This is a genomic window from Pontiella sulfatireligans, assembly GCF_900890705.1.
Classification (GTDB): Bacteria; Verrucomicrobiota; Kiritimatiellia; order Kiritimatiellales; family Pontiellaceae; genus Pontiella; species Pontiella sulfatireligans.
In genome coordinates this window covers 54,098-77,428 of sequence record NZ_CAAHFH010000003.1, presented here as the reverse complement: position 1 = coordinate 77,428, position 23,331 = coordinate 54,098, and the positions used below count along the sequence as shown (strand labels likewise).

General features: G+C 54.7%; 19 protein-coding genes, 1 tRNA gene and 2 pseudogenes. 21 read left to right on the top strand and 1 reads right to left on the bottom strand.

The window, feature by feature from the left end:
* The first annotated feature begins 25 nt into the window (after positions 1-25).
* The 16 genes and pseudogenes from SCARR_RS24765 to SCARR_RS24690 all read left to right on the top strand — a co-directional run.
* Entirely contained in the window at positions 26-4,678 is a 4,653-nt protein-coding gene (locus SCARR_RS24765) for a CBM96 family carbohydrate-binding protein (protein WP_136064892.1), read from the top strand.
* A 41-nt stretch (positions 4,679-4,719) separates the two neighbouring features.
* Positions 4,720-4,882, top strand: a pseudogene (locus SCARR_RS29405) (group II intron reverse transcriptase/maturase); the annotation flags it as partial.
* 213 nt (positions 4,883-5,095) lie between these two features.
* Positions 5,096-6,007: a hypothetical protein gene (locus tag SCARR_RS24755; protein WP_136064890.1), complete on the top strand. Its 912-nt coding sequence runs from the start codon at positions 5,096-5,098 to the stop codon at positions 6,005-6,007.
* Positions 6,008-6,121: 114 nt separating this feature from the next.
* Positions 6,122-6,877, top strand: coding sequence for a triose-phosphate isomerase (tpiA, locus tag SCARR_RS24750; protein ID WP_136064888.1), 756 nt, complete (start codon positions 6,122-6,124; stop codon positions 6,875-6,877).
* A gap of 18 nt (positions 6,878-6,895) precedes the next feature.
* Positions 6,896-7,270, top strand: a complete 375-nt coding sequence (secG, locus tag SCARR_RS24745) for a preprotein translocase subunit SecG (protein ID WP_136064886.1) — start codon at positions 6,896-6,898, stop codon at positions 7,268-7,270.
* 21 nt (positions 7,271-7,291) lie between these two features.
* Positions 7,292-9,172, top strand: coding sequence for an ABC transporter substrate-binding protein (locus tag SCARR_RS24740; protein ID WP_136064884.1), 1,881 nt, complete (start codon positions 7,292-7,294; stop codon positions 9,170-9,172).
* Between the two features lie 3 nt (positions 9,173-9,175).
* Positions 9,176-10,450: an ABC transporter permease gene (locus SCARR_RS24735; protein ID WP_136064882.1), complete on the top strand. Its 1,275-nt coding sequence runs from the start codon at positions 9,176-9,178 to the stop codon at positions 10,448-10,450.
* Between the two features lie 137 nt (positions 10,451-10,587).
* The gene (locus SCARR_RS24730; RefSeq protein WP_136064880.1) at positions 10,588-11,469 is read left to right on the top strand and encodes an ABC transporter permease; all 882 of its coding nucleotides are present in this window, start codon (positions 10,588-10,590) and stop codon (positions 11,467-11,469) included.
* A gap of 105 nt (positions 11,470-11,574) precedes the next feature.
* The gene (locus SCARR_RS24725; protein WP_136064878.1) at positions 11,575-12,393 is read left to right on the top strand and encodes an ATP-binding cassette domain-containing protein; all 819 of its coding nucleotides are present in this window, start codon (positions 11,575-11,577) and stop codon (positions 12,391-12,393) included.
* Positions 12,394-12,430: 37 nt separating this feature from the next.
* Positions 12,431-13,198 carry an ATP-binding cassette domain-containing protein gene (locus tag SCARR_RS24720; RefSeq protein WP_136064876.1) on the top strand — a complete coding sequence of 256 codons (768 nt, stop codon included), beginning with the start codon at positions 12,431-12,433 and terminating at the stop codon, positions 13,196-13,198.
* Positions 13,199-13,309: 111 nt separating this feature from the next.
* Positions 13,310-14,401: a histidinol-phosphate transaminase gene (gene hisC / locus SCARR_RS24715; protein WP_136064874.1), complete on the top strand. Its 1,092-nt coding sequence runs from the start codon at positions 13,310-13,312 to the stop codon at positions 14,399-14,401.
* On the top strand, positions 14,398-15,027 hold the full coding sequence (locus tag SCARR_RS24710; protein WP_136064872.1) for an SGNH/GDSL hydrolase family protein: 630 nt from the start codon (positions 14,398-14,400) through the stop codon (positions 15,025-15,027). Before hisC ends, SCARR_RS24710 begins: the two co-directional genes overlap by 4 nt.
* 77 nt (positions 15,028-15,104) lie before the next feature.
* A tRNA-Val gene (locus SCARR_RS24705) sits at positions 15,105-15,181 on the top strand.
* 811 nt (positions 15,182-15,992) lie between these two features.
* Positions 15,993-18,398: a beta strand repeat-containing protein gene (locus SCARR_RS24700; protein ID WP_168433605.1), complete on the top strand. Its 2,406-nt coding sequence runs from the start codon at positions 15,993-15,995 to the stop codon at positions 18,396-18,398.
* Positions 18,399-18,633: 235 nt separating this feature from the next.
* Positions 18,634-18,969: a sulfatase-like hydrolase/transferase gene (locus SCARR_RS24695; RefSeq protein ID WP_222846450.1), complete on the top strand. Its 336-nt coding sequence runs from the start codon at positions 18,634-18,636 to the stop codon at positions 18,967-18,969.
* Positions 18,896-19,111: pseudogene (locus tag SCARR_RS24690) on the top strand (zinc ribbon domain-containing protein YjdM); the annotation flags it as partial. The gene SCARR_RS24695 and the pseudogene SCARR_RS24690, both read left to right, overlap by 74 nt.
* Positions 19,112-19,215: 104 nt before the next feature.
* Here the strand turns inward: SCARR_RS24690 and SCARR_RS24685 are convergent.
* Positions 19,216-19,401 (bottom strand): hypothetical protein, encoded by a 186-nt coding sequence (locus SCARR_RS24685; RefSeq protein ID WP_136064865.1) that lies wholly within the window; start codon positions 19,399-19,401, stop codon positions 19,216-19,218.
* Positions 19,402-19,631: 230 nt separating this feature from the next.
* On the opposite strand from SCARR_RS24685, the gene fabZ reads away from it, so the two are divergent.
* The 5 genes from fabZ to SCARR_RS24660 all read left to right on the top strand — a co-directional run bounded on the left by fabZ (position 19,632) and on the right by SCARR_RS24660 (position 23,331).
* A complete protein-coding gene (fabZ, locus tag SCARR_RS24680; RefSeq protein WP_222846449.1) occupies positions 19,632-20,063 on the top strand; it encodes a 3-hydroxyacyl-ACP dehydratase FabZ in 432 nt (143 codons plus the stop codon).
* 3 nt (positions 20,064-20,066) lie between these two features.
* The gene (gene lpxA / locus SCARR_RS24675) at positions 20,067-20,840 is read left to right on the top strand and encodes an acyl-ACP--UDP-N-acetylglucosamine O-acyltransferase (RefSeq protein ID WP_136064863.1); all 774 of its coding nucleotides are present in this window, start codon (positions 20,067-20,069) and stop codon (positions 20,838-20,840) included.
* Between the two features lie 8 nt (positions 20,841-20,848).
* Complete coding sequence (locus tag SCARR_RS24670; RefSeq protein ID WP_136064861.1) at positions 20,849-21,247, top strand: type II secretion system protein GspG; 399 nt, start codon at positions 20,849-20,851, stop codon at positions 21,245-21,247.
* 3 nt (positions 21,248-21,250) lie between these two features.
* Entirely contained in the window at positions 21,251-21,781 is a 531-nt protein-coding gene (locus tag SCARR_RS24665; RefSeq protein ID WP_136064859.1) for a type II secretion system protein, read from the top strand.
* Between the two features lie 125 nt (positions 21,782-21,906).
* The gene (locus SCARR_RS24660; RefSeq protein WP_136064857.1) at positions 21,907-23,331 is read left to right on the top strand and encodes a Do family serine endopeptidase; all 1,425 of its coding nucleotides are present in this window, start codon (positions 21,907-21,909) and stop codon (positions 23,329-23,331) included.

Here is a 23,331-nt window from a genome sequence, read left to right as displayed (position 1 = left end):
AAGAAATAGTCGGAGCGTTTCTCTCATGAAACTTATAAGGATCACTCTTTTATTATTCTCCACGCTTGCGTTGGGTAGTCAGGCGGCGGAGGTGGTTCAGTTTGGTGGAACCTTGACTGCCGCTCCTCATGCCGGGGCCACCAGTCTTGTCGGGTGGACAGGAGATCACACGAACTTGACGACGGGTTCCAGCTCTTCAGGGAACGGCACCTTCGATAATCTAGGCGCGGGCGCCAGTGTGTCGAATCCGGATACCGGATTGATCCTGACCGCCGAAGAGGTTACCCAAACCAACGGGACTGCGCCCGGGATCTTTAATGCCGGCGTTCGCGTCGGCGTGGATGGCGGACGATCTGCCTCGATCAATCCCGGTGAATCGATCTCGCTGCGATTCAATCAAGACGTTGAACTCAAGGCGCTTGATTTACAGGCGATCACGAGTCTGGATTTATACGAACTGTCCTGGAACAGCAGTGTGGTGACCAACAGCAGCGATTATACCTTTGATGCAGGTGTTGTACTGCTGGAGGGATCGACGCTGACGATCCGGGGGCTGGTTTCCGGAGCGGACCCTTCCGATTCACGAACCGATTCATTCAATCTCGAAAGACTTACGGTTCTGACCGTGGAGCCTCCGCGCGGAATTTCAGTGGTAGACCGGGGCGGTTCAAATGTGACGGCCGTGGTTGCGCCGTCGCTGATCAGCTCGGATCATATTCGTATTGAGGCGACCGCCGCCGCTCCCGCGGTCAGCTACACCTATAAGCTGTTGGTTCAAGGGGGTGTCCCGGACAGCGCAGCATGGATCGCCGCCCCGGCGCAGGACTTTCTGGAAGACCTCTATTTTTTCATGGAGCCGACCAACCAATGGATTCAGATCACGATGGTGGATGCCTCTGGAACCCTCACCCACACCTGCGGTCTACAGGCGGGAACCCTCTCCGCCGCGCCAGACGATCCGATTCTCCCCGCGATTTATCAGGCCAATATGAAACACGGCATAATTGTTGAAGCGCGGGAGTTAACCACGACCTCCATTCCTGAAACGGACCTGATTCAGCTGAAGAAGGCCGGCTTTAAACATATCCGGATGCACATTGGGCAAAATCGGAGTCTGGGTATTCTCCCTTGGAATGAACCGCACTTTTACGACCTGCTGGACCGCTGGATCGAGCAGGCGTTACGACATGGACTGTATTGTCATATCGGAAACTCCGACGAATCCGATGCCGATCCCGATGATGCTGTTGCATACCACGCGGAAATGTTGCAGTGGTGGCAAGTCACTGCAGATCGCTACGCCCATCGCTCTCATCGTCTGGCTTATCACCTATTTCTTGAAACCGCCGGCAACACCTTTGTCAGCGATGCCGGTCGACTGGATGCACTCTACGATGACGTCACAACCTATTTGCGGCCGCAAGATCCCAGCCGTCTGCTCATCTATACGCCCCCGAAAATAAATTGGGCGGAGAGGCTCAGTTATATGAGTTTCCCCTATACCGATTCGGGACTCTATTGGTTTGCGGACTTTCACCGCAGGTTTGCCGGCGGAGCCAGCTGGCAGACCCAAGCGAGCAAGGACCTTTTGGATTATCAGTTCACGGTTGCAAAATCTTTTTCGGATACAGAAGGGGTTCCCTTGCTGCTGAGTGCGGTCGGCGCCTATGGCGGGGTCGAGTACATCCGCAACCGAATCGACTATGTGGATTATATTCACAGCAAATGCGACGCGCTGCCCGCCTCGGTAACCTGGCTGCATATGCCCCTTTGGTTTGAAGAAAACGGAGGCGGCCCTCGACCGGCGCGGCAAGCTCTTCTTGAAGCGGTCAACCGCACAGGAACCGTCGATCCGAGCGACCCGGACGGAGACCTGATTTCAACCGACGATGAAATTAATCTGTATGGGACCAACCCCTATGAGTCCGATTCCGATGGAGATAACATTCTCGATACCCATGAGTGTACGCAGGCCAGCTTAAACCCGACCAATGCGTTTGACGGGCATTTGTCCGGCTATCTTTCAGACGGGTTTGTCCGTCGGGACTTAGGCCAGAATGCCGATTTTGACGGCGACGGAATGGGCAACGCGTGGGAGTTGAATTTTGTGGTCGACTGGGAAAACGGCCACCCGCTGACCGATTCCCATTTGTTTGACATCAATGATCCCTCGGATGCCGAAATCAGCCAGGACAATGATGGAATTCCACCCGTATGGGAGCGGATCCTGCGAATGGATCCGCATCAGCGGAACTATCTGGCGATCGAGCAGTTAGCTGACCAGGATAATGATGGAACCATTACCGCGGATGAAATCAGTGCAGGAACTTGGCCGCTGCAGTCCACTAAATACGATTGCGATGCGGACAATCTAACCGGCGACGTTGATCCGATGCCGTTCATTCATGATCAGGGCCATATCGCCGCCTACACCTTTAGCGAGGCCACAGGATCTTCCGTCTCCGATACCTCCACCCAGGGAAGCGACAACGATGCGGCGCTGATCGGCAATCCGTCTGTCGCCGATGCGCGGTTATATCTTAATGGTGCCGGCAAATTTTTAGACATCCCAACCACCGACTTCGGCCCCGCTGCGCAACGATCCATTCACCTCCGATTCTATCCCGTTGAGCCCAACGGCTATCAAGTCCTCTATAAAGAGGGCGGGGCGGATAGCGGGTTAACGATTTATCTCAACGACGCCGCGATTTGGCTGGGAGCCTGGTCTGCCGGACAAGAGCACTTTGTGGAGCTCGGGACCGCTTTGGAATCGAACTGGCATGCGGTCACCCTGCGCTTTGACGGGGCCGGCGGAGAACTCTCCGGACATCTCTTCCGCAATAACCTGCGGATTGGAAGTACGCACTCCGCCATTCCTTTCTCAACCGTCGGTGACGCCTCCTTCCGCACCACCTTCGGAGGATCGGACGACCTCTCCCTTGTTTGGCAAGGCGCATCCTCCGCAACGATTTCCGATGCGTATTTCAATGGCTTCCTCGATGAAATACACATTTACAATCGCGAGCTGAGCGAGGAAGAGGCCTCGTTGCTCTCTCGCAACGATCTGTCCCCCTTAAAAGACCTCGAAGTATTAAACTTCACCCGGGAAGTCGCCCGCTATCGGTTTCTCAACGGAAGTTTGGACTCCACCGATTCGGATACCAATTCAGTCGCATCAATGCTGGATGCCACGCAGCATCCCGCAATCGATCTCAATCTCCTCACCAATAATTCAACCTTGGCCAGCATTAACAATCTGTCTATGAGCCAAAACGGCCTGGCGATTGCCGAGTTTTCCGTCTCCGCAGACCCCGGCTCCGACTTTGAATTTTCGACCCTGAGTCTGGATTGGTTTGCCTATACGTACAACGGAGCGGATGAACATACGTTAAGCGTCTACACCCGGGTTCCAGGCGGAACCTATGTCGAGGCTGCCAGCAATGTGGTCACCTTAAGCACAACAGAAACATTGACCTCCACATTGCAGCTTGATCTGTCCGGCGCAGCCTATCAGGGAATTACAAACATTGATGTACAAGTGCGTTATGCAATTACCTCCCAGTCCGGGCAGGATGCCGTCGGGATTTTGAGCAGCAACACCTCGGGATCGCTCTATGGACTCGCCGGAAATCATTCGGATATGGTTCTCCGAGCGGCCCTCCGCGATACGGACGGCGATAACATTCCCGATCACCTCGACAACGATGATGATGGGGACGGAGTCGTTGACTCGCTCGATGCCTTCCCGAAAGATTCTACGGAAACAGCCGATACCGATGGCGACGGCCTTGGCGACAATGCCGACCCCGATCTCGACAATGATGGCTTTTTCGACCCCATCCAAAGTGCCGCCATTGAAGACACCTTCATTCACAAGTTCTATTCGACCGATAACTATGGAACGACCACAACGCTCGCTATTCGTTCGCAAGATCATAGCTACAGCCGAATTCCTCTGTTGAAATTTGACCTAACAGATGAACCTCTCTTTGGGAAAGCCATGCTGCGCGTTTACTCCATCAGCGAGTTCGATCCGATTAACGTCTACGCCATCGATAACAATTGGTCTGAAACCAACGTAACATGGAACAGCTTTATGCCCGGTTTCGGGAGCCTGCTCGCCAGCGGGTCCACTCCCGCAACAGGGTGGATTGAGTTTGATCTAACAGCATATATCCAGAGCAACGGCATCTTTAGTGTCGCGCTCGATGAGACGAGCAATGCAGACGCCGGATTATTGAAAAGCCGCGAAGCGGATGGCGGGGCCTTCGCGCCGCATCTTCTTTTAACCGCCATTGGGCCGGACACGGATAACGATGGGATCACGGATGAATGGGAACTGCGTGAGTTCGGAACATTAACCACCCTCGGCGAAGCTGGAGATCTCGACCAGGATGGCGCAACCGATACGGCGGAGTTTTGGGCCGGAACGAATCCGGCGGATTCCAACAGCGTCTTTCAGCTGATCTCGTTCAACCCGCTGCCAACGGACCAGACCTACCTCCGCTGGTCAACGGTCACGAATCGGTCCTATTCGGTTTGGGGCACGGAAGATCTCATCGGGAATCAGTGGACACAGCATGGCGCGGTTTCAAGCGGAACCGAAACCAATCTGGACTCCACCATTAGCTCGACCAACTCGACCTGCTTTTTCAAAATCCACTCCGTGTTTCCATAGAGAAAGCGCCGCACGGGTGATCGGTGCGGATGAGCGTCCGCGGACTTGCCGAAGAGAGGATCCGCAAGTCCGCCTATAACGGTCGAGGGCCGCGGTGGAACAGCGGTGCTTCTCACATGAACGACGCATTCAGGAAGAAATACTTCGACCAGTCTCGGACTGGTAAACCTGTTCGAAACGTTGCTGAGAACCAGAACAGCATGATCATTCGGAACCGCCGTGATACGTGATCCGTACATCCGGTGGTGTGAGAGCCGAGGGATGGCAATTCCCCTCAGTTGCTCGATCGGTTGGCTTTTTTGTTCCTGTTCCAATTGGAATTATTCCAGATTCCGGGTGTAAAAAACGCTGGCTTCGGCTTGGTTTGCACGAATACACAGGGTAATCTGATAAACAATTCAACTTTTGGAGATTTGCATGTCTGTCAACCAAGCTGTTATTTTCACAAAACCTGTTCATCATTTGGGCATTGATCTCACCGCGTGCCAACTGGACGAGCTGGCGCGGAGCTTCTTCGAAGCCAAGGGCTTCAGCTTTGTATTGAGCCAAAAGGTGACCGGCCCAGAGCTGGCGACGCGCGAAGTCATAAAGAAGCACTATCTCATGTACAGCAAAGCTGCATGCGCCGCCACCCCCGCCGATTTAGGCGTGTCGGACGAAGGGAAGGCCAAGTTTGAGGCCGCTTTCGGAAAAAGCTGGGATGATGAGGTGGCTGCCAAACGCATCATGGGCACGGCGGAGCTGCTGGCAAACAACGGATTGGATGTCCATGAGCTGTTTGACCTATGGAACGGCCTGTTTGTTCACGGAAAGACCGCAAAAATTCAGGACGGGCTGATTATGGCTTATATTGAAAAACTGGACGCTTACTGCATCAATGCATTTTATCCTTCGATGGAGGCCAATCTTTATGATGAGGCCACCGAGATCGACTACTACGTGGTTGAATTTGATCCCGGGCAGGTTTCGTGGGCTGATTTCCGCAAAAAGATACTGGGGGCAACGAATGCCAGCAACGCCGTGCCGGAAAGCCTCCGCGGACAGCTTTATTCGGAATATCCGGTCGAGTTCCCCGGTCGAGACAATTTTGTACATGGCAGCGCTGGGCCGTTTGAGGGTTTTGTGGAGCGCGCCATCCATGAACCGGACTTCGACATGGCGTCCAATCCGGTGGGGCAATACCTGATTGGGCGGGGCGCAACCTTGGAAAGCTTCAATCGCTGGAAGGCCACGCAATCCGTGAGCGAACTAGGCGGGCTGTTCGATGCCACCGAAGAGAAGAACACCGCCGATATTGTGCCGATTCTTGACGGCGTTGATTTTGCGTAGCATCCGACCGCCTTTTTCTGTGTTTTGGGCGTTGCCTAGCGGGGAGCCTTTCGGTAAGTTCTCTGCTTATTTTTGTGGAAAAACCGTATTTTACCCAATTAAATGGAGAACTTGATGAGAAAGAAAATTATTGCCGGAAACTGGAAGATGAACAAGACCGTCGCAGACGCCGTCGAACTCGCCAACAATGTTAAGCTTGAACTGGCTGACTGCAAAGAAGTAGACGTGGTTCTTTGCCCTCCGTTCACCGCTCTTAAATCCGTTAGCGACGTGGTTTCGGAAACCCTTATCAACGTGGGCTCGCAAAACATGAGCTCCGAAGAAGACGGCGCCTACACCGGCGAAATCTCCCACGGCATGCTGAAGGAACTCTTCGTTCGCTACGTCATTCTTGGCCACAGCGAACGCCGCGAGTACTACAAGGAAAACGATTTTTGGGTTAACAAAAAGGTCATTAAGGCCCTTGAAAAAAATCTTCGCCCAATCCTCTGCGTGGGTGAAAAGCTGGAAGACCGCGAAAACGGCAACACCGAGAAGGTGGTTGAGGTCCAGGTTCGCGAAGGCCTGAAAGACGTTCCTGCTTCGGCCTACACCGAGCTGGTTATTGCATACGAGCCCGTTTGGGCCATCGGCACCGGCAAGGTGGCAACCTCCGCCCAGGCGCAGGAAGTGCACGCGTTCATTCGTGGCATCGTTAAGGACATGGTTGGCGCGGAAGCGGCCGACGCGGTGCGCATTCAATACGGCGGTAGCATGAAGGCCGCCAATGCCCCCGAGCTGCTTTCGCAGCCCGACATTGACGGCGGCTTGATTGGTGGCGCTGCGCTGGACGCGACTTCTTTCGCGGCCATCGTTAAAGCCGCACTGTAAACTAATAAAGGATTCATTATGATTTTTATCAAAACTCTGTTTGTTGTGGTTGAAGTGCTCTGCTGCCTGCTGTTGATCGGCCTCGTGCTGCTGCAGAAGTCAAAAAGCGAAGGCCTGGGATTGGCGTTTGGCGCTGGTGCCGGCGAGTCGCTTTTCGGTGCGCGTGCCGGCAATGTTCTTTCCAAGATCACGGTGGTCATTGGAGTAGTGTTCATGGCCAGCACCTTGGTTCTGGGCATTTTATTTTCCCAGCAGGACAGTACTTTGATGGATTCCGCCGCACCGCTGATGCCCCAAGGGCAGGCGATGCAGGCGCCGCTCGAACTGGATACGACCGCAGTGGATGTTGCGCCGGTCGTTGAAGTTCCGGCGGCACAATCTGAGGATATGTAGTCTCAGATCCGTGCATCCGGCATGAGATTTTATGTCCCAGATCATAAACTCTTCATAAGTGGCCTGCTGGCTGTTTTGGGGAGTTTCCTGCTGTCCGGATGCGGAGGCGCGGAAAAAGATCCAGCCATTGGAAACGGCGAAACCGTTTCCTATTCCCAGACATCGCGCATCCGTGGACTTGATCCCGCTTCAGCCGGAGAAGTTTCGTCGTCGCTGGCGATTGCGCGCATCTACGAAGGCCTGTTGGAATACGACTATCTTGCGCGCCCCTACAAAGTGGTGCCGCTGCTGGCGGAGTCCATGCCCGAGGTTTCGGCCGACGGACTGACCTATACCTTTAAGATCCGAAAGGGCATCTATTTTCAGGACGATCCCTGCTTCCTGGATGGAAAAGGGCGCGAACTCGTCGCCGAGGACTTTGCCTATTCAATCAAGCGTGTGGCCGACGTGAAGAATGTTTCTTCCGGGTTCTGGGCATACAACCGCCGGATAAAGGGCATCAATATTTTCCATGAGGCTTCCATGAAGCCTGAACCCTCGGATTACGACATGGATGTGGAAGGGCTTCATGTGGTGGACAGCCATACGCTTGAAATCGTGTTGACCGAGCCCTATCCGCAGCTGCTCTACGTGCTGGCCATGCACTACGCGTTTGCCGTGCCCCGCGAAGCGGTAGAATTTTATGGAAATAAGTTTGTGAACCATCCGGTCGGCACCGGGCCGTACAAGCTCGTCGAATGGCGGCGCAATTCGCGCATTGAGTTTGTCCGGAACCCCAAGTGGGCCGAAACCGGGCGCATTGAAACATACCCGGAAACAGGCACTCTCGAGCAGAAGGCTGCCGGGCTGTTGAAAGATGCGGGGAAGCCGATTCCATTCATTGACCGCGTTGTCCAGTATGTGGTCGACGACACCAGCACCTCCTGGATGATGTTCCTGTCCGGACAGCTCGGGTCATCCATCATTTCTCCGGACAACTGGGATGTCGTGGTCACCCCCGATAAAAGCTTGAACGAATCGCTGGAACAGCGCGGCATCGAACTGATCTCATCTCCGTATACCGCCGTCTACTACATGGGGTTCAATTGGGACGATGCTATGGTTGGCGAAAGCGATGATTCCGGGCAGGACCTGCGCAACCGGAAGCTTCGGCAGGCACTGAGCTGCGCCTACGAATTCGATCTGATGAACCAGTTCATGAACAATCGCTACTATCCGATCGACGGGCCCATTCCCACGCCGTTGGCGGGCTGTCTGGAGAAGCCGTCGCCATACCGCTATAATCTGGACAAGGCGAGGAAGCTGCTGGCTGAGGCTGGATATCCCGAGGGGATCGACAGCAAAACCGGGCGCCGACTGGAATTGTCGGTTGAGATGGGAAGCGCCGATACAAACACGCGGCAGTCGATGGAGCTGATGGCTGATATGTTTCAGAAAATCGGTGTGGTTTTGAAGGCCAACTACAACACCTGGCCGGCCTTTATCGAAAAGATGAACCGCCGCCAGGGGCAGTTGTTCCGCTTGGCCTGGGTGGCCGACTACCCCGATGCGGAAAACTTTCTGCAGCTTTTCTACAGCAAAAACGAGTCGCCGGGCCCCAATCATTCCAACTACCGCAATGCCGAAATCGACCGCTTTTACGAACAGATCCGAACGATGCAGGATTCGCCGGAGCGGACTGAAATCTACGAAAAGATGGCGAACATTATCGTCGAGGATTCGCCGTGGATCTTTATGTTCCAGCCCATGAGCTTTGCGCTCAAGCACAGCTGGGTCGAAAACTACCTTCCGCACGACTATCCCTACGGAATGGGCAAGTACCGGCGCATTAATTCAGAGGTCCGCCAAAAGTGGATCGAGTCGTATGGCGATGTAAAACTGAACATGTCAGGGCGGAACTAGCGCATGTTGAAATATATTCTCAAGCGAATTTTGCAAATGCTGCCGACCGTGGTGGGCGTCATTCTGCTCACGTTTGTGCTCTTCAATGTGGTGGGTGGCGATCTGGCCGCCATTGCTATGGGAAAGAAAGTATCCCTTCAATCCATGGAAAGCTTCGACGAGCAGCGCGGACTCAACAAACCCCTGTTTTTCGGAACCCGCGCAAAAAGCCGCGCCTATGAAGATCAGGATTTTTCTGAAGGGGCGGGGCGCTGGCGCACGTGGAGCAATGCGGTCTATTCCGCCGAATCCGCAGCCGTGATGCTCCAGCCGAAGTCTGCATTCAGCCCGATTGCCTTTAAACTCAATCCTGACAATGATTTCGAATGGACCATCTCCTTCCGAGGCGCCGGAACGCTGGCGGGGCGGGAGCTGGCTTCCAAGGATTGGAAAACCGAAAAAATCCGTTTCCAAGGAATGGAAGACGGCGGTTTTTCGACCGAAAAGGATACGCTTGAAATCCGTCGATTGAAGCTTCGAAGGGTCGTCAAAAACCCCTTCGACTCCCAGTTGCTCTATTATGTGAAGCAGTTGATGCGGGGCGACCTGGGCACTTCCGAAAGCCTTCACCAGCCGGTTTCCAAACTGCTGGCCGACGGGATCCTTCCTTCGCTCTCGCTAACGATACCGATCTTTTTTATCGGGGTGGTGGTCTCGATCAGCCTTTCGTTGGTATGCGCCTTTTTTCGCGACACCTTCATCGACCGCTTTCTCGTTATGTTTTCCGTGGCGCTCATGAGCATCAACTATCTCGTCTACATTGTGGCGGGGCAGTATATCCTCGCCTACAAGCACGGCATGTTCCCCGTGTGGGGCTATGAGTCGGCCCGCTATCTCGCATTGCCGGTTCTCATCGGGGTCGTCAGCGGCCTCGGCTCCAACATCCGCTTCTACCGCACGGTGATGCTTGATGAAATGTACAAGGACTATGTGCGCACCGCCTTCGCCAAAGGCGTTTCCAAACCGCGCGTCCTGTTCGTGCATGTCCTCAAGAACGCCATGATCCCGATCATCACCAATGTTGTGATCGCCATTCCGTTCCTATACACCGGTTCGTTGCTGCTCGAAAGTTTCTTCGGCATTCCCGGCCTCGGCTATCTGGGCATCAATGCCATCCTTTCGTCCGATATCGATGTTGTCCGGGCACTCGTCTTGATTGGCGCACTGCTTTTCGTGGTCTCGAACCTTTTAACCGACATTTGCTACGCGGTGGCCGACCCAAGGGTGAAATTGAAATAACGAAGCTATAAATCCTAAACAAACACAAATGAACAAAGTGATGCAGGGGTGGCAACGGCAGCTGTTTTGGAGCCTTTGGGTTCCGTTGATTTGGGGTTGTTTAGGATTTAGATATTGGAAATTAGGATTTTAGCGGAATGAATATGGAGCGAAATCAGAGTTTATGGGGCGACGCCTGGCAACGGTTGAAGAAAAACCGCATTGCCATGGCATGCCTTTCGCTGGTGGTGCTCTTTACGGTGCTCGCCGTTTATGGCGAGGTGCTCTACCGCTACCACGACATCAAGGACACTACGCCCGCCTATCAAAACACCGACCTCGACATGGCCTTCAAGGCGCCGTCTTCCAAGCATTGGATGGGTACAGACGGACTCGGGCGCGATGTCATGGCCCGGCTGGTGCAAGGCGTGAGCATCGCCTACAAGGTCGGCATCATTACCTCGCTCATCGCCATTCCGATCGGGGTCTTCTTCGGATGCATCGCGGGGTATTTCGGCGGCAAGGTGGATGACTTTGTCGTCTGGCTCTATTCCACCTTTGCCTCCATGCCCGGACTGCTCTTCATCTTGGCCATCGCCATGGTCGTGGGAAAGGGGCTGCTCGGCATCTACCTTGGCATAGGCCTGACCACCTGGGTGGGCATCTGCCGCCTCATGCGCGGCGAGGTCATCAAGCACAAGGGGCAGACCTATGTGCTGGCCGCCCAGGCGCTCGGCCTCAGCTCCGGCCGCATCATCTTCCGCCACATCCTGCCCAACGTCATGCACGTCATCATCGTAACGTTCACGCTGCGCTTTCCGGCGGCAGTTGGCACCGAGGTTTTCCTGAGCTTCCTTGGCATCGGCGTGCAGGACCAACCCTCTTGGGGGCTCATGATCAACAGTGCCCGCATGCGTCTATGGCAGGGCATATGGTGGGAAATGACCTTCGTAACGCTGGCTGTATTTCTGTTGGTGCTGGCCTTCAACCTGTTGGGCGACGCCCTGCGCGACGCTTTGGATCCACGCCTAAATGATTAATCGGGTACTAAAACACAAAAGCTCGAAGAGCACTAAGCAACACGAATCTGATCTTCGTGAGCTTCATGTTTTTAGAGAGCGTAGCGAACGAGTGTTTAAACAAGCATGACAACTGCAGATAACATTCTAGAGGTACAGAACCTGAGCGTGCATTTCGGCCACGGCGACGAAACCGTCAAGGCGGTCGATGATGTTTCATTTGTCGTCGGGCACGGCGAAACGCTGGCGCTGGTCGGCGAAAGCGGCAGCGGCAAGAGCATCAGCGCGCTGTCGATCACCAAGCTCACGCCGCGCGCCGCGCGCTTCGAAGGCGGGCAGGTCATGTTCGGCGGCCAAAACATGCTTTCGCTTTCCGACCGCGAACTACGCGGCATCCGCGGCAGCCAAATTTCATATATTTTCCAGGAGCCGATGGTTTCGTTCAATCCGGTCTACACGATTGGCTGGCAGATTGAAGAGGCGTTGAAGCTCCATCGCAAGGGCATCGACCGCAAAGTCGAGATCAGCCATTTGCTCGATCTCGTGTATCTACCCGACCGCTTGGCGACGGCTTATCCGCATCAGATGAGCGGGGGGCAGTTGCAGCGCTGCATGATCGCTATGGCGCTGGCTTGCTCGCCCGAGCTGCTTGTGGCAGACGAACCCACCACGGCGCTTGATGTAACTGTGCAACGCGAGATTCTCAATCTGCTCGCCGAGCTCAGCAAGAAAGTGAACCTGTCCGTTCTCATGATCACCCACAACTTCGGCATCGTCTCCGACCTCGCCGACCACGTCTGCGTCATGAAAAAAGGAAAGATTGTCGAAGAGGGGCAAACGCGCCAGGTGCTTGACGATCCGCAACACGACTACACCAAGCAACTCATGGCCGCCGTCCCGCGCCTGCACCCAGCAAAAGGAGGAGGGGTCAGTCCTATGAAATGATGTTAAAACATCATTTCATAGGACTGACCCCTAATGAGTGAAACAGTTACTTACAGTCGAAAAATTGAATGTCATTTATGGACACGGCAAAGATTCAGTGCATGCTGTGAAGGACGTGACGTTTAATATCAAGTCCGGTGAAATCTTCGGACTCGTTGGAGAAAGCGGCTGCGGGAAAAGCTCGCTCGGCAAAGCCATTGTCCGGCTGACCGATCCATCCTCTGGTAAGATGGTTTTCAACGGCGACAACGTTTCGCTGCTTAAGGGGAAAGCCCTGAAGGACTATCGGCAGGAAGTGCAGATGGTCTTCCAGGACCCGTACGGTTCGCTCAATCCGCGTATGAAAGTGGGCAATGCCATTGTCGATGTTTTGGAAGTGCACCGCATTGGCAAAAACAAGGCCGAACGCCGCGAACGGGTATCCGAGCTTTTTGATTCTGTCGGCCTGAACCGTGAATGGGCTTGGCGATATCCCCACGAATTCAGCGGCGGTCAGCGCCAGCGCATCTGCATCGCCCGCGCATTGGCATTGAAGCCGGATCTGCTGGTGGCCGACGAACCCGTATCTGCACTCGACGTTTCCGTGCAGGCGGAAATCCTCCAACTATTGGGGAAACTGCGTACAGACCGTGGCTTGGCGTTTCTGTTTGTCAGCCATGACTTGGCCGTGGTGCGCAATATCTGCGACCGCGTCGCCGTGATGTACAACGGCGAAATCGTCGAGATGGGCGATGTTGCCGACGTGATCGACCATCCGCAGCACGAATACACCCGCAAGCTTCTCTCCGCCGTTCCCTCGTTTTAGCCGGAGCTTCCGCGGATATAAAAAAGTGCGCCGCAAATTTTATATCCGGATTGCTCCCTTGCGTGGAGGTGCTACGATATGCGTTTCAAATGAACCAAAAGGAGTTTCAGCATGAAGGCAAAGGACTGGATTTCAGATTTACGGGTGTACGAACCGGGCAAGCCCATTGAAGAGGTGGCGCGCGAGCTGGGGTTTGATGATATTGCAGACATTGTAAAGGTGGCTTCCAACGAAAACGAGTTGGGGCCGTCGCCTATGGCCATTGAAGCCATGCAGGAAGCCATTCCTGATATGCACCGCTATCCCGACGGCGGCGCGTTCTACCTTAAGCGCAAACTGGTCGATAAGATTGGAGTCGAACCCGAACAGCTTCTGTTCGGGTGCGGCAGCAACGAACTGATTATTTTCCTTTGTCACGTTTTCATGGAGCAGGGGAAAAACCTTGTGATGGGTGCAGAGGCGTTTGCGGTCTATTTCCTCGCGAATGCATTGTACCAGGGCGAGACCATCCGCGTTCCGATGCCGGATCACGTGCATGATCTCGAAGGCATGCTTGCGGCCATTACGCCGGACACCCGCTTGGTCTGCATCTGCAACCCCAACAACCCCACCGGCACGATAGTTTCGGCCGAAGCCATCGACGCTTTCATCGAAAAACTGCCCGATCACGTGGTTGCTGTTTTTGATGAAGCCTACTTTGAAGTGATGCCCGAAGATAAGAAGCCCGATGTGCTCAAACACATCCGCGCCGGCAAGGAAAACATCATTGTGCTGCGCACCTTCTCCAAGGCCTACGGGCTGGCCGGTCTGCGCATCGGCTACGCCGTTGGCCATCCCAAATTGATCGGCCTGCTCAACAAGGTGCGCCAGCCGTTCAACGTCAACGCCATGGCGCAGGCCGCCGCCATGGCGGCGCTCGATGATAATACCCACATCGTTGAAACCCGCGAAATGGTTTTCCAAGGATTGGCGTTTTTTGAACGCGAGCTTCCAAAGCTTGGAATTGAAACGGTGCCCTCCGGCGCAAACTTTATTCTCGTGAAAACCGGCAACGGTCGCGAAGTGTTCCAGAAGCTGCAAAAGCGCAAAGTGATTGTGCGTCCGATGGATCCCTACGGACTGCCCGACCACATCCGCATCACCATAGGCACTCCGGAGCAAAATCAAACCATGCTCAATGCGCTCAAAGCGGTGATGGCGTGAGCGCTTCCTTCAAAGAGGATGAACTAATTCTCTTTATTGGCGACAGCATCACCGATTGCCGCCGTGATAAAGCCATTCCGGATACCTTAGGAATGGGCTATGCCGGCATGGTTGCCGGCCGGCTGGGGCTCGACCATGCCGAGCTGAACCTGCGCTTTCTGAACCGGGGGGTCAATGGCGACCGCACGTGTGATCTCTTGGCAAGGTGGGATGCCGACTGCATCAGTCTGAAGCCCGACTGGGTTTCCATTCTCGTCGGCGTCAATAATACTTGGCGGCGGTATGACCACAACGACCCAACGCCGGACGACCAGTTCGAATCGGAATACCGTGAGCTGCTGCAGCGGGTAAAGAGCGAAACCTCCGCTAAGTTGGTGCTCTGCTCTCCCTTTCTGCTCCATACCGGCCCGTCGGTGAAGCGCATGCGCGAAGACCTCGAACCAAAGATTGGAATCATGAAAAGGCTGGCCGGCGAATTCGGCGCGGTCTGGGTGGATTTCGATGCCGCCTTCGTTGCTGCACAGCTTCGCCATATCCCGTCTTATTGGGCGGAAGACGGTGTCCATCCATCAATTTCGGGGCACGCCTTGATGGCCGACACATGGCTTGGTGTAGTGGGCGGATAGAATTATTAACTTTTTTGTTTTTCACCGCTTGACTCGAAATCGGGAATGGGTACTATGTGCGCTCCTTTGAAGGAAATGGGCGTTTAGCTCAGTTGGCTAGAGCATCTCGTTTACACCGAGAGGGTCGGCGGTTCGAGCCCGTCAACGCCCACCATTTTCTGAGGGCCATTCTTAACCGAATGGCCCTTTTTTATTGCCTATTATGCAGTTCGTCCTGTTTTCCTGAAAATATGATAACTTCTGATGCCTCCTGATTTTCGCTGAACAATGTGGGAAGAAAGTGGGAAGATTGGCGGGGAGGTATCGCTAAAACCCCACCGACTCAGGGAAGAGGCCACCCCGGCGCAGATTCACGATACATATATCCCCTAAGTTGCACCCAACCCCTGAAAATTCGTTAGGACACTTCCGGCCTTTTCCCTGTGAATCCGCCCGCCATTTCAATACGGTTTATTCAACCAGACTCGGAAAGGATCGAAGCGCGATGCAAATGGATCTGTTCGAGTAGACGGCGACGGCATAGGCTGCCTTGCATGGAAAATGGCTCTCGGTCTGGCCGACCATGCCAAGCGTATGGATAAACGTCTGATCCTGTGCCCATCGCTGGAAGTCTCGCAGCACTGGCGCGTAGATCGGGTTCGCGGGATTCAGTGCTGGGGGTTGATGTCTGTTCTCTTTGCCCATGCCGATATCGAATCCGCCTTGAAGTGGACTCGCTCTATGGTTGGTTAATGTTTCATCGAGAACGAAACACTAATAATCAGGAAAACTTCCAATCCTTGGACGGCAGGCGGGGATTCCCGTTTCGACGGCTTATTTGTATTAAATAATACCTGCCCCTAAAAAAAAGGGGGGGGGCGGCAAACTCAGGTTGACAATCCTTGGCGACGGGGTAAAATAAATTATTTTTTTTTTAGAAGATTGATTATATGAGGTTCGGTAACAACCAAACGGAGAAAAGACGCATGAGAAAGCAAATAGCATCCGCAATCATCGCACTCGCAGTGCTGGGAATCGCTGCTCAGTCAATGGCTGTCGACTTAGTCGGAGGGGGAGCCATCACCAATATCTTGGGCACGGACTATTCGCTCTGGAGCGATACCAACAACTGGGCTGGAGCCGTACTGCCGACCGCAGGCGACGCAGTAATTAAAGCCAATGCGTATGCGGGGTCCGCGCAAACGGTCGGGGGGCACTTCAAAGTGAATACTGCGGCCGTGCTGATTGATGCCGGCGCTACGATCAACATGGCGGGTGATGGTTCGAAGGACGCGACAATCGGCAACGCCTTGGGATCGACAGTGGATTTAAGGGGCTCCCTGTCGGTAGAGGATATTACCTTTGTTAAGAAGGATGCCGTCCTGACGGTAAACGGCGGAACCTTGACCAGCACAGACGACCTTACCCTCAGCCAGACCGCCAACATGGTCGTGAATAGCGGATCCGTGACGTCGGATAAACTGGAACTGTTCGACACCTCTACAATGGTCATCAACGGCGGAACCGTACGCGCAAAGAATGATATTGAAATATTCGGCACCTCCAAGCTGACCATGAATGGCGGAACCTTGCAAACGGATGCCGGCGCCCCTACCGAGTTGTTCGACAACAGCTCCATGGAGCTATACAACGCAACCTTCGAGGGCTTGAACCAAATAATAGTCGGAGCAAATGCGGGGGCCAATGCGTCGCTGGTTGCTACGAACAGCACGATTACTTTTGCTGCTGGCAAGGATTTTAATATAGGCAACGTCGGTGGAACCGGGTATGCCGAACTGACCGACATCACAATGCTGGTGGACGAGCTTAAGGTCGGGAATGGTGTCGGCGTCGGCACGCTCGATTTTAATAGCGGCGTTATCAATGTCCGGCAGACGCTCTTGGGCAACAATGCCGGCGCGACCGGAACGATGACTATGGGCGATGGAGCAACGCTCAACCACACCCAAACCTTGAAAATCGGCCAATCCTTGAATTCTGTGGGCGTGTTCAATGCCGGCTCCAACTCCGTTATCAACATGGCGGATAAAATTATCCTTGGAAACAATGTCGGCGCCGATGGAACGCTCAACATGGCTGGCGGATCCGCACTCACCGCCGTTAATGGCCTGGAATTGGGCGCTTCTGGCTCCGGAACGGGAACCGTCAACATGGCCGCCGGCTCGGTCATGACGATTGGAACCACCGTCCGGATAGGCGACGCTACGGATTCGGTCGGAACTCTGGTCAACGACGGAACCCTGAACGTGGGTACCGACTTTATTGTCGCCGCGGGAATCGGCTCGACCGCCACATACACCAGCACCAATGGCGGCACGGTCAACATTGGCGGCGATCTGATCATTGCAGGGCGTCCAGGGAGTGTTGGCACGATGAATGTATCCGGCCTGGCTCTCTCCGCCGGCGGAAACTTCGAGGCGGCCTCGGGCGAAAACTCGGTCGCGACGCTGAACAATTCCGGGGCGCCCATCGCGCTGAATTCCACCAACGGTCTGTTCATTGGAATGGGCGCGGGTTCTACCCACAACCTTACGGCGGCCGATTTCGTGGTCGCCGGACCGCTCGGCGACTTTGGCGTGGGCGCGAACACCGGTGCTTCCATTGTCAATTTGATCAGCGCGAATGACAGTATTGGCAGCCTGACGGTCAACTCGGCATTGACTATCACGGGCGGGGACCACCAGCTGACCGGACTCACCCAAAACGCGGCGCTCACCTTTGGCGGAACGTCCACCCACAGCTTGATTGGTGGCGGTGCAATTACTCTGGCCAACAATGACAACGCCAACGTAGTGTTGACGCTCGCCGACCTTAATCCCGTAGGCGATGTCAACTTGACCGGCTTCAGCATCGGCACCGGCTCCAACGCAGTGGGTTCGTTCACGATGGATAGCGGCATGCTGAATGTGGCAGGTGCCATCACTGTCGGCAACGCCGACGGTGCCGGAACCCTGACGTTGAATGGCGGCGATTTATTGGCAGGGGATGTGTATATTCAAGCCAATGGAACCATCGCCCTGTTCGCTGGCACGATGACCATTACCAACGCCAATACATTATCCTTCGCTGACGCCACCAGCTCGCTCAACATCGAAGGTGACGCGACCGTGACCTGGGTTGGTGACCAATGGACCCCGATCGACGGCTTCATAACCGACGGCAATATCACATGGGCCAACGGATCGGTTGTTGACGTTGATGTTGGCGACAAGACCTGGGGCAACGGAACCGGATCCTATCTCCATACCTCTTTCGATGGAACCGAGACCACGGTATGGGTCAATACCACGATTCCTGAACCGTCAACGCTCGGCCTGTTTGCCGTGCTGGGCTTTGGCATGCTTTGGGTTCGCCGCAGGTCCAGGAACTAATCGATCATACAATAAAAATTGAAAAGGCCGCCGCGGGCGGCCTTTTTTATTGGTCCGGCAATGTAGCCGCGATGCTCCATCGCGTTGTCGCCGTCACGCCGCCCGTCCTGCCGGAAAGCGACGAGGACATCTCTTCTACGGAAAACTTCCAATCCTTGGAAGGCAGGCGGGAATTTCCAATCCTTGGAAGCGTCTGTTCAGTAACGTCCAGACATTGGAAACAAGAGGTACCAACATGCAGCGTCGCCATTTTATGAAATGCTTTTCCGCCGCCGCTGGCGCTGCCGGGGCGACGAGTGCCTATCAGCTGACGGTGCTGGGGAAAAAGCCGCTGCCGCATCCCAACATCATCTCCGACGATCAGGGCTGGGGCGATGTCGGCTATTATGGCCACTCGACGCTCAAGACCCCGGAGCTGGATGCTATGGCCGGCTTCTTTGTCGCCGCCTCGGTCTGCAGCCCGACCCGCGCTTCGCTGCTGACCGGACGCAGCGGCCGGGCTTTCTGTTCTCGATGCCCACGGCAATGTTTTGGCCGACGGCGATTCGGTGACTATCGTCAAGGGGCTTAAAGTCAAAGGCGCGCAGTCGGATCTAAAGGTCGGCACCAAGGTTAAAAACATCCGGCTTGTCGAGGGCGACCACAACATCGACTGCAAAATAACCGGTTTCGGTGCCATGAAGCTGAAGTCGGAGTTTGTGAAGAAGGCGTAAATTTTCCGGCATCGGCAAAAACCGGTCAGGCGCGCGACCCTCTGCACTATGCGGGACAATTCACCGGCTGGTGATTACGAACTGTTTTTTCTATAAAACCCCGATCAGCGTTTTTGGTGCTGGGTTTTATGGAGGGCGCCAAGGTGATCGAGATCGTCCTCATGCGACAGGGCATGCCCCTCCTCGGAATCATTGCATCTTTTCCGGTTCCACCAGTGCTTGCTTTCCAGTTCTTGCGATTCTGACGAGCGGAGTCGGATTTTCCATGGCACTGTAATCTGGATGCTCATTTTCTTGCTCCTTTCAGTTGGTATAGACACTCGACGCATAAAAAGTGCCATTTATATTTTAATGGTATTTTGCCGCTTCAATTGGACTGGTGTTGCAACTGTAGAACGAACCGGCATGTGCCCAGCATCCGTTTTATCCGCAGGCTCTGCTGGATGGGAAGAAAAGCATTGAGTGAGTGCGGGGTAATCCCTAAACTCAGCAGCTATATACAACAAACAGGAGAGAGCTGATGATTATGGATGTTAATGAGATTCTGTCGATATTGCCGCACCGCTATCCGTTTATGCTGGTGGACCGCATTACGGAGTTGGATGTGGAGGAACAGAAGATTGTGGGGTTCAAAAACCTGACCTTCAACGAGCCGTTCTTTCAGGGGCATTTTCCGAGCGAGCCAATCATGCCCGGTGTTATGCAGCTCGAGGCCATGGCGCAAATTGCCGGCATCCTGTTGAACAAGGTGAACGACAAGGAAGGCCAGATTGCCTACTTCATGTCGATCGACAAAGCCAAGTTCCGCCGCAAAGTGGTTCCGGGCGATGTCTTGCGCATGGAGATTGTTGTCACGCGGATGCGCTCGCGCATGGCGGTGGTTTCTGGCAAGTCCTATGTTGGCGACGAACTGGCCAGCCAGGCAGATTTGATGTTCGGCTACGGAGCGTAAAACATGGCGCAGATTCATCCAACAGCCATTGTGGCCGAGGGCGCCCAGATTGCCGCTGACGCCATTGTCGGGCCGTATTGCACCGTCAGCGCTGAGGCGGTGATCGGAAGTGGCACCGAGTTGATTTCGCACGTTGTCGTTGCCGGTAAAACCATCATCGGCGAAGGCAACCGGGTTTCGCCGTTTGCCGTGCTGGGCGGGCGCACGCAGGATCTCAAGTTCAAGGGTGGCCTGCCGGGGGTGAAGATCGGCGACAACAACACGATTCGTGAATATGTCACGATCAACGCCGCCACGAACGACGGCGATTTTACGACGGTGGGCAATAATTGTCATATTCTGGCTTATTCACACATTGCCCACTGCTGCCATATTGGAAATGATGTGGTCATTGTCAATGCCTGCCAGATTGCCGGGCATGTGGTTATTGAGGATATGGCAACGATTGAAGGATCGGTTGGAATTGTTCAATTTATGCGTGTTGGCGCGATGGCCTATATCGGTGCAATGTCGAAAATAAACAAAGACGTTCCGCCCTACATGATTGCCCATGGGGATCCCATTCAGGTTCGCAGCTTCAATAAGATCGGGATGGAGCGGCGCGGGGTCGATGAAAACGGGCGCAAGGCGATCAAAGAAGCCTACCGCATCCTCTACCGCCAGGACGCGCCGGTTTCGGTTGCGCTGGATAAGATCGAGGCCGAGGTGGAGCAGACGACGGAAATCAAGCACCTGATCGAGTTCTGCCGCGCCTCTGAAAAGGGGATCACCCGCTAGGCTTTCCAATGCGTGGAACACGACGCGGTTTTACACTTCTTGAGCTACTGGCGGTGATGGCGATCATCGCCATCCTCGCTGGACTGGGGGCCAAGGGCTACAGCCTGGCCCGCCGGCAGGCCAAGGAAAGCCGCGCGAAGGCCGATCTTGAAAAGCTGCGCACGGCGCTGAACGAATACCGCGTGGAATACGGCCGCTATCCGGCGAGCGAAAATGCGATGGAAGTTCACGCGCTCGATGCCTCCGGTTTTCTGACCAATGCGGTCGAGGGCGTTACGCTGACCGATCCTTGGGGCCGCGCCTATATCTACGTCTGCAGCAACCGGTTCCTGTACCGCATTTGGTCGGAGGGGCCGGTCGCCGACAGCGACTATGACAACATCAATCCGTCCTCGGCGGAATACTAGATCATGAACAAAAACGGTTTTACTTTGATTGAACTGCTGGTGGTGATCGCCATTCTGGCGCTCCTCATCACCTTGGGTTCGAAAGGCCTCCGCAACGCGCGCATCAGCGCGAAGAAGGCCCAGGCCATGGTGGAGATGAAATCCATCGAAACAGCCGTTAAATCCTATGTGAGCAAATATGGAAAGCTCCCCGTTGAGTTTGGCAGCGACCTCGTTTTTGAAGATAGCGACGATTCGGATTCGAAGGAAAACAGCAAGTTGATCATTTCAATCCTCACGTTTGACGCTGATGCAGAGCTGGCGGAAAATCCGGCGAAGATGGTTTTTCTGGATCCGCAGTCGAGCCCGTCCGCCGACGGAAATTTTGTGGATCCATGGGGCAAACAATACCGGATTGCACTCGATACCGACTATGACGGCGAGCTGGTTTTCGGCAACGAAACCGTTCGCCGAAAAGTGGCCGTTGCCTCGTTCGGGCTCTACTGGCTGAAAGGTTCCATCAGCACCAACGATATCGTTAAAAGCTGGCGCTAGCCGGTTCATAAATGGCGGCCCCACGCCGTTCCTGCGGCAGAATTTTTACAAACTTTGAACGCTATCTCCAATTCGTGCTCTAAATCTTCGTATTTAGAAATTGAACCTTAACCAGGAGATATAGAATGCGTACTCATGGATTGTTTTTAGCGGGAATTGTTGCGGCGGCCTCACTGTCGGTAAACGTCGTGGAAGCAGGTAAGATCAATGTGCTGAAGGAGACGGGAAGCGCATTTTCGCAGATCGCGAAGGAAGCCTTGCCGGCGGTTGTTTTTGTGGATGTGGAAACTGTGGTTGAAGTACCGCAGCGCGCATACCGCCAGAATCCGTTCGAAGAGTTTTTCGGCGGCGGGCGCTATCGCAGCTACGGTGTTCCGGAAGAGGCCGAGCCCCGAAAATACAGCCAGCAAGGCCAAGGCTCAGGTTTCATTATTTCCAAGGACGGCTACATCCTGACCAATAACCATGTGGTGAAGGAGGCCGACCGCATTACCGTGACACTCGGTGATGGCCGCAAGTTCGACGCCACGATGATTGGCACAGACCCGAAGTCGGAGGTTGCTCTGATCAAAATCGAAGACGGCGAAGATCTGCCGTGTCTTGAGCTGGGCGATTCCGATGCGCTGGAGGTGGGCGAGTGGGTTCTTGCCGCCGGCAATCCGTTCGGCCTCTCTCAAACCGTTACCGCGGGCATTGTCAGCGCGAAGGGGCGGGCCGAGACCGGCATCGCTGAATACGGAAACTTTATTCAGACCGACGCTGCCATCAACCCCGGCAACTCCGGTGGGCCGTTGCTGAACATCGACGGCAAGGTGGTAGGTATAAACACCGCCATTTACACGCGCACTGGAGGCTATATGGGCATTGGATTCGCCATTCCGGTGAACCAAGCCATCCAGATCAAGGATCAGCTCATCAAGTTCGGCAAGGTGACGCGCAGTATCCTCGGCGTGTTCATCCAGGAGGTCGATGAAGACCTGGCCAAGAGCTTTGGGCTGGAAGAATCCGGCGGTATTTTGATTTCGCAGGTGGTGGAAGGCTCCGCCGCTGAAGAAGCCGGAATTGAAGGCGGCGACATTGTGGTGGAGATCGAAGGCGTAAAGGCGGGCAAGGTGGGCGCGTTCCGCAACCGCGTGGCCTCCATACCGCCCAATACCAAGATCGATCTGAAAATATTCCGCGATGGAAAGTATAAGCATGTTTCCGCCATTACCAAGGAGATGGAGGGCGCGGACATTGCCGGAGGCGATGTTGAGACTGAGATCTACGACAAGCTTGGCCTAACTGCCGAGACTCTGGATGCCGATGGCGCCCGCCAGCTTGGTGTCGAGGGTTTTGACGCGGTTGTGGTCACCAAGGTGGAGCAGGGTGGCGCTGCTTGGCGGGCCGGTCTAACACCTGGACAGCTCATTACCAGCGTCAACCGCAGGCCGGTCGCCGATCTGAACGATTTCAAGGAAGCTTTGGCTGCCAGCGAGGATACGGGCCGGGTGCTGCTGCTTGTCAACGACGGCCGCAGTTCGCGCTTCGTTGTCGTAACGTTAGACTAA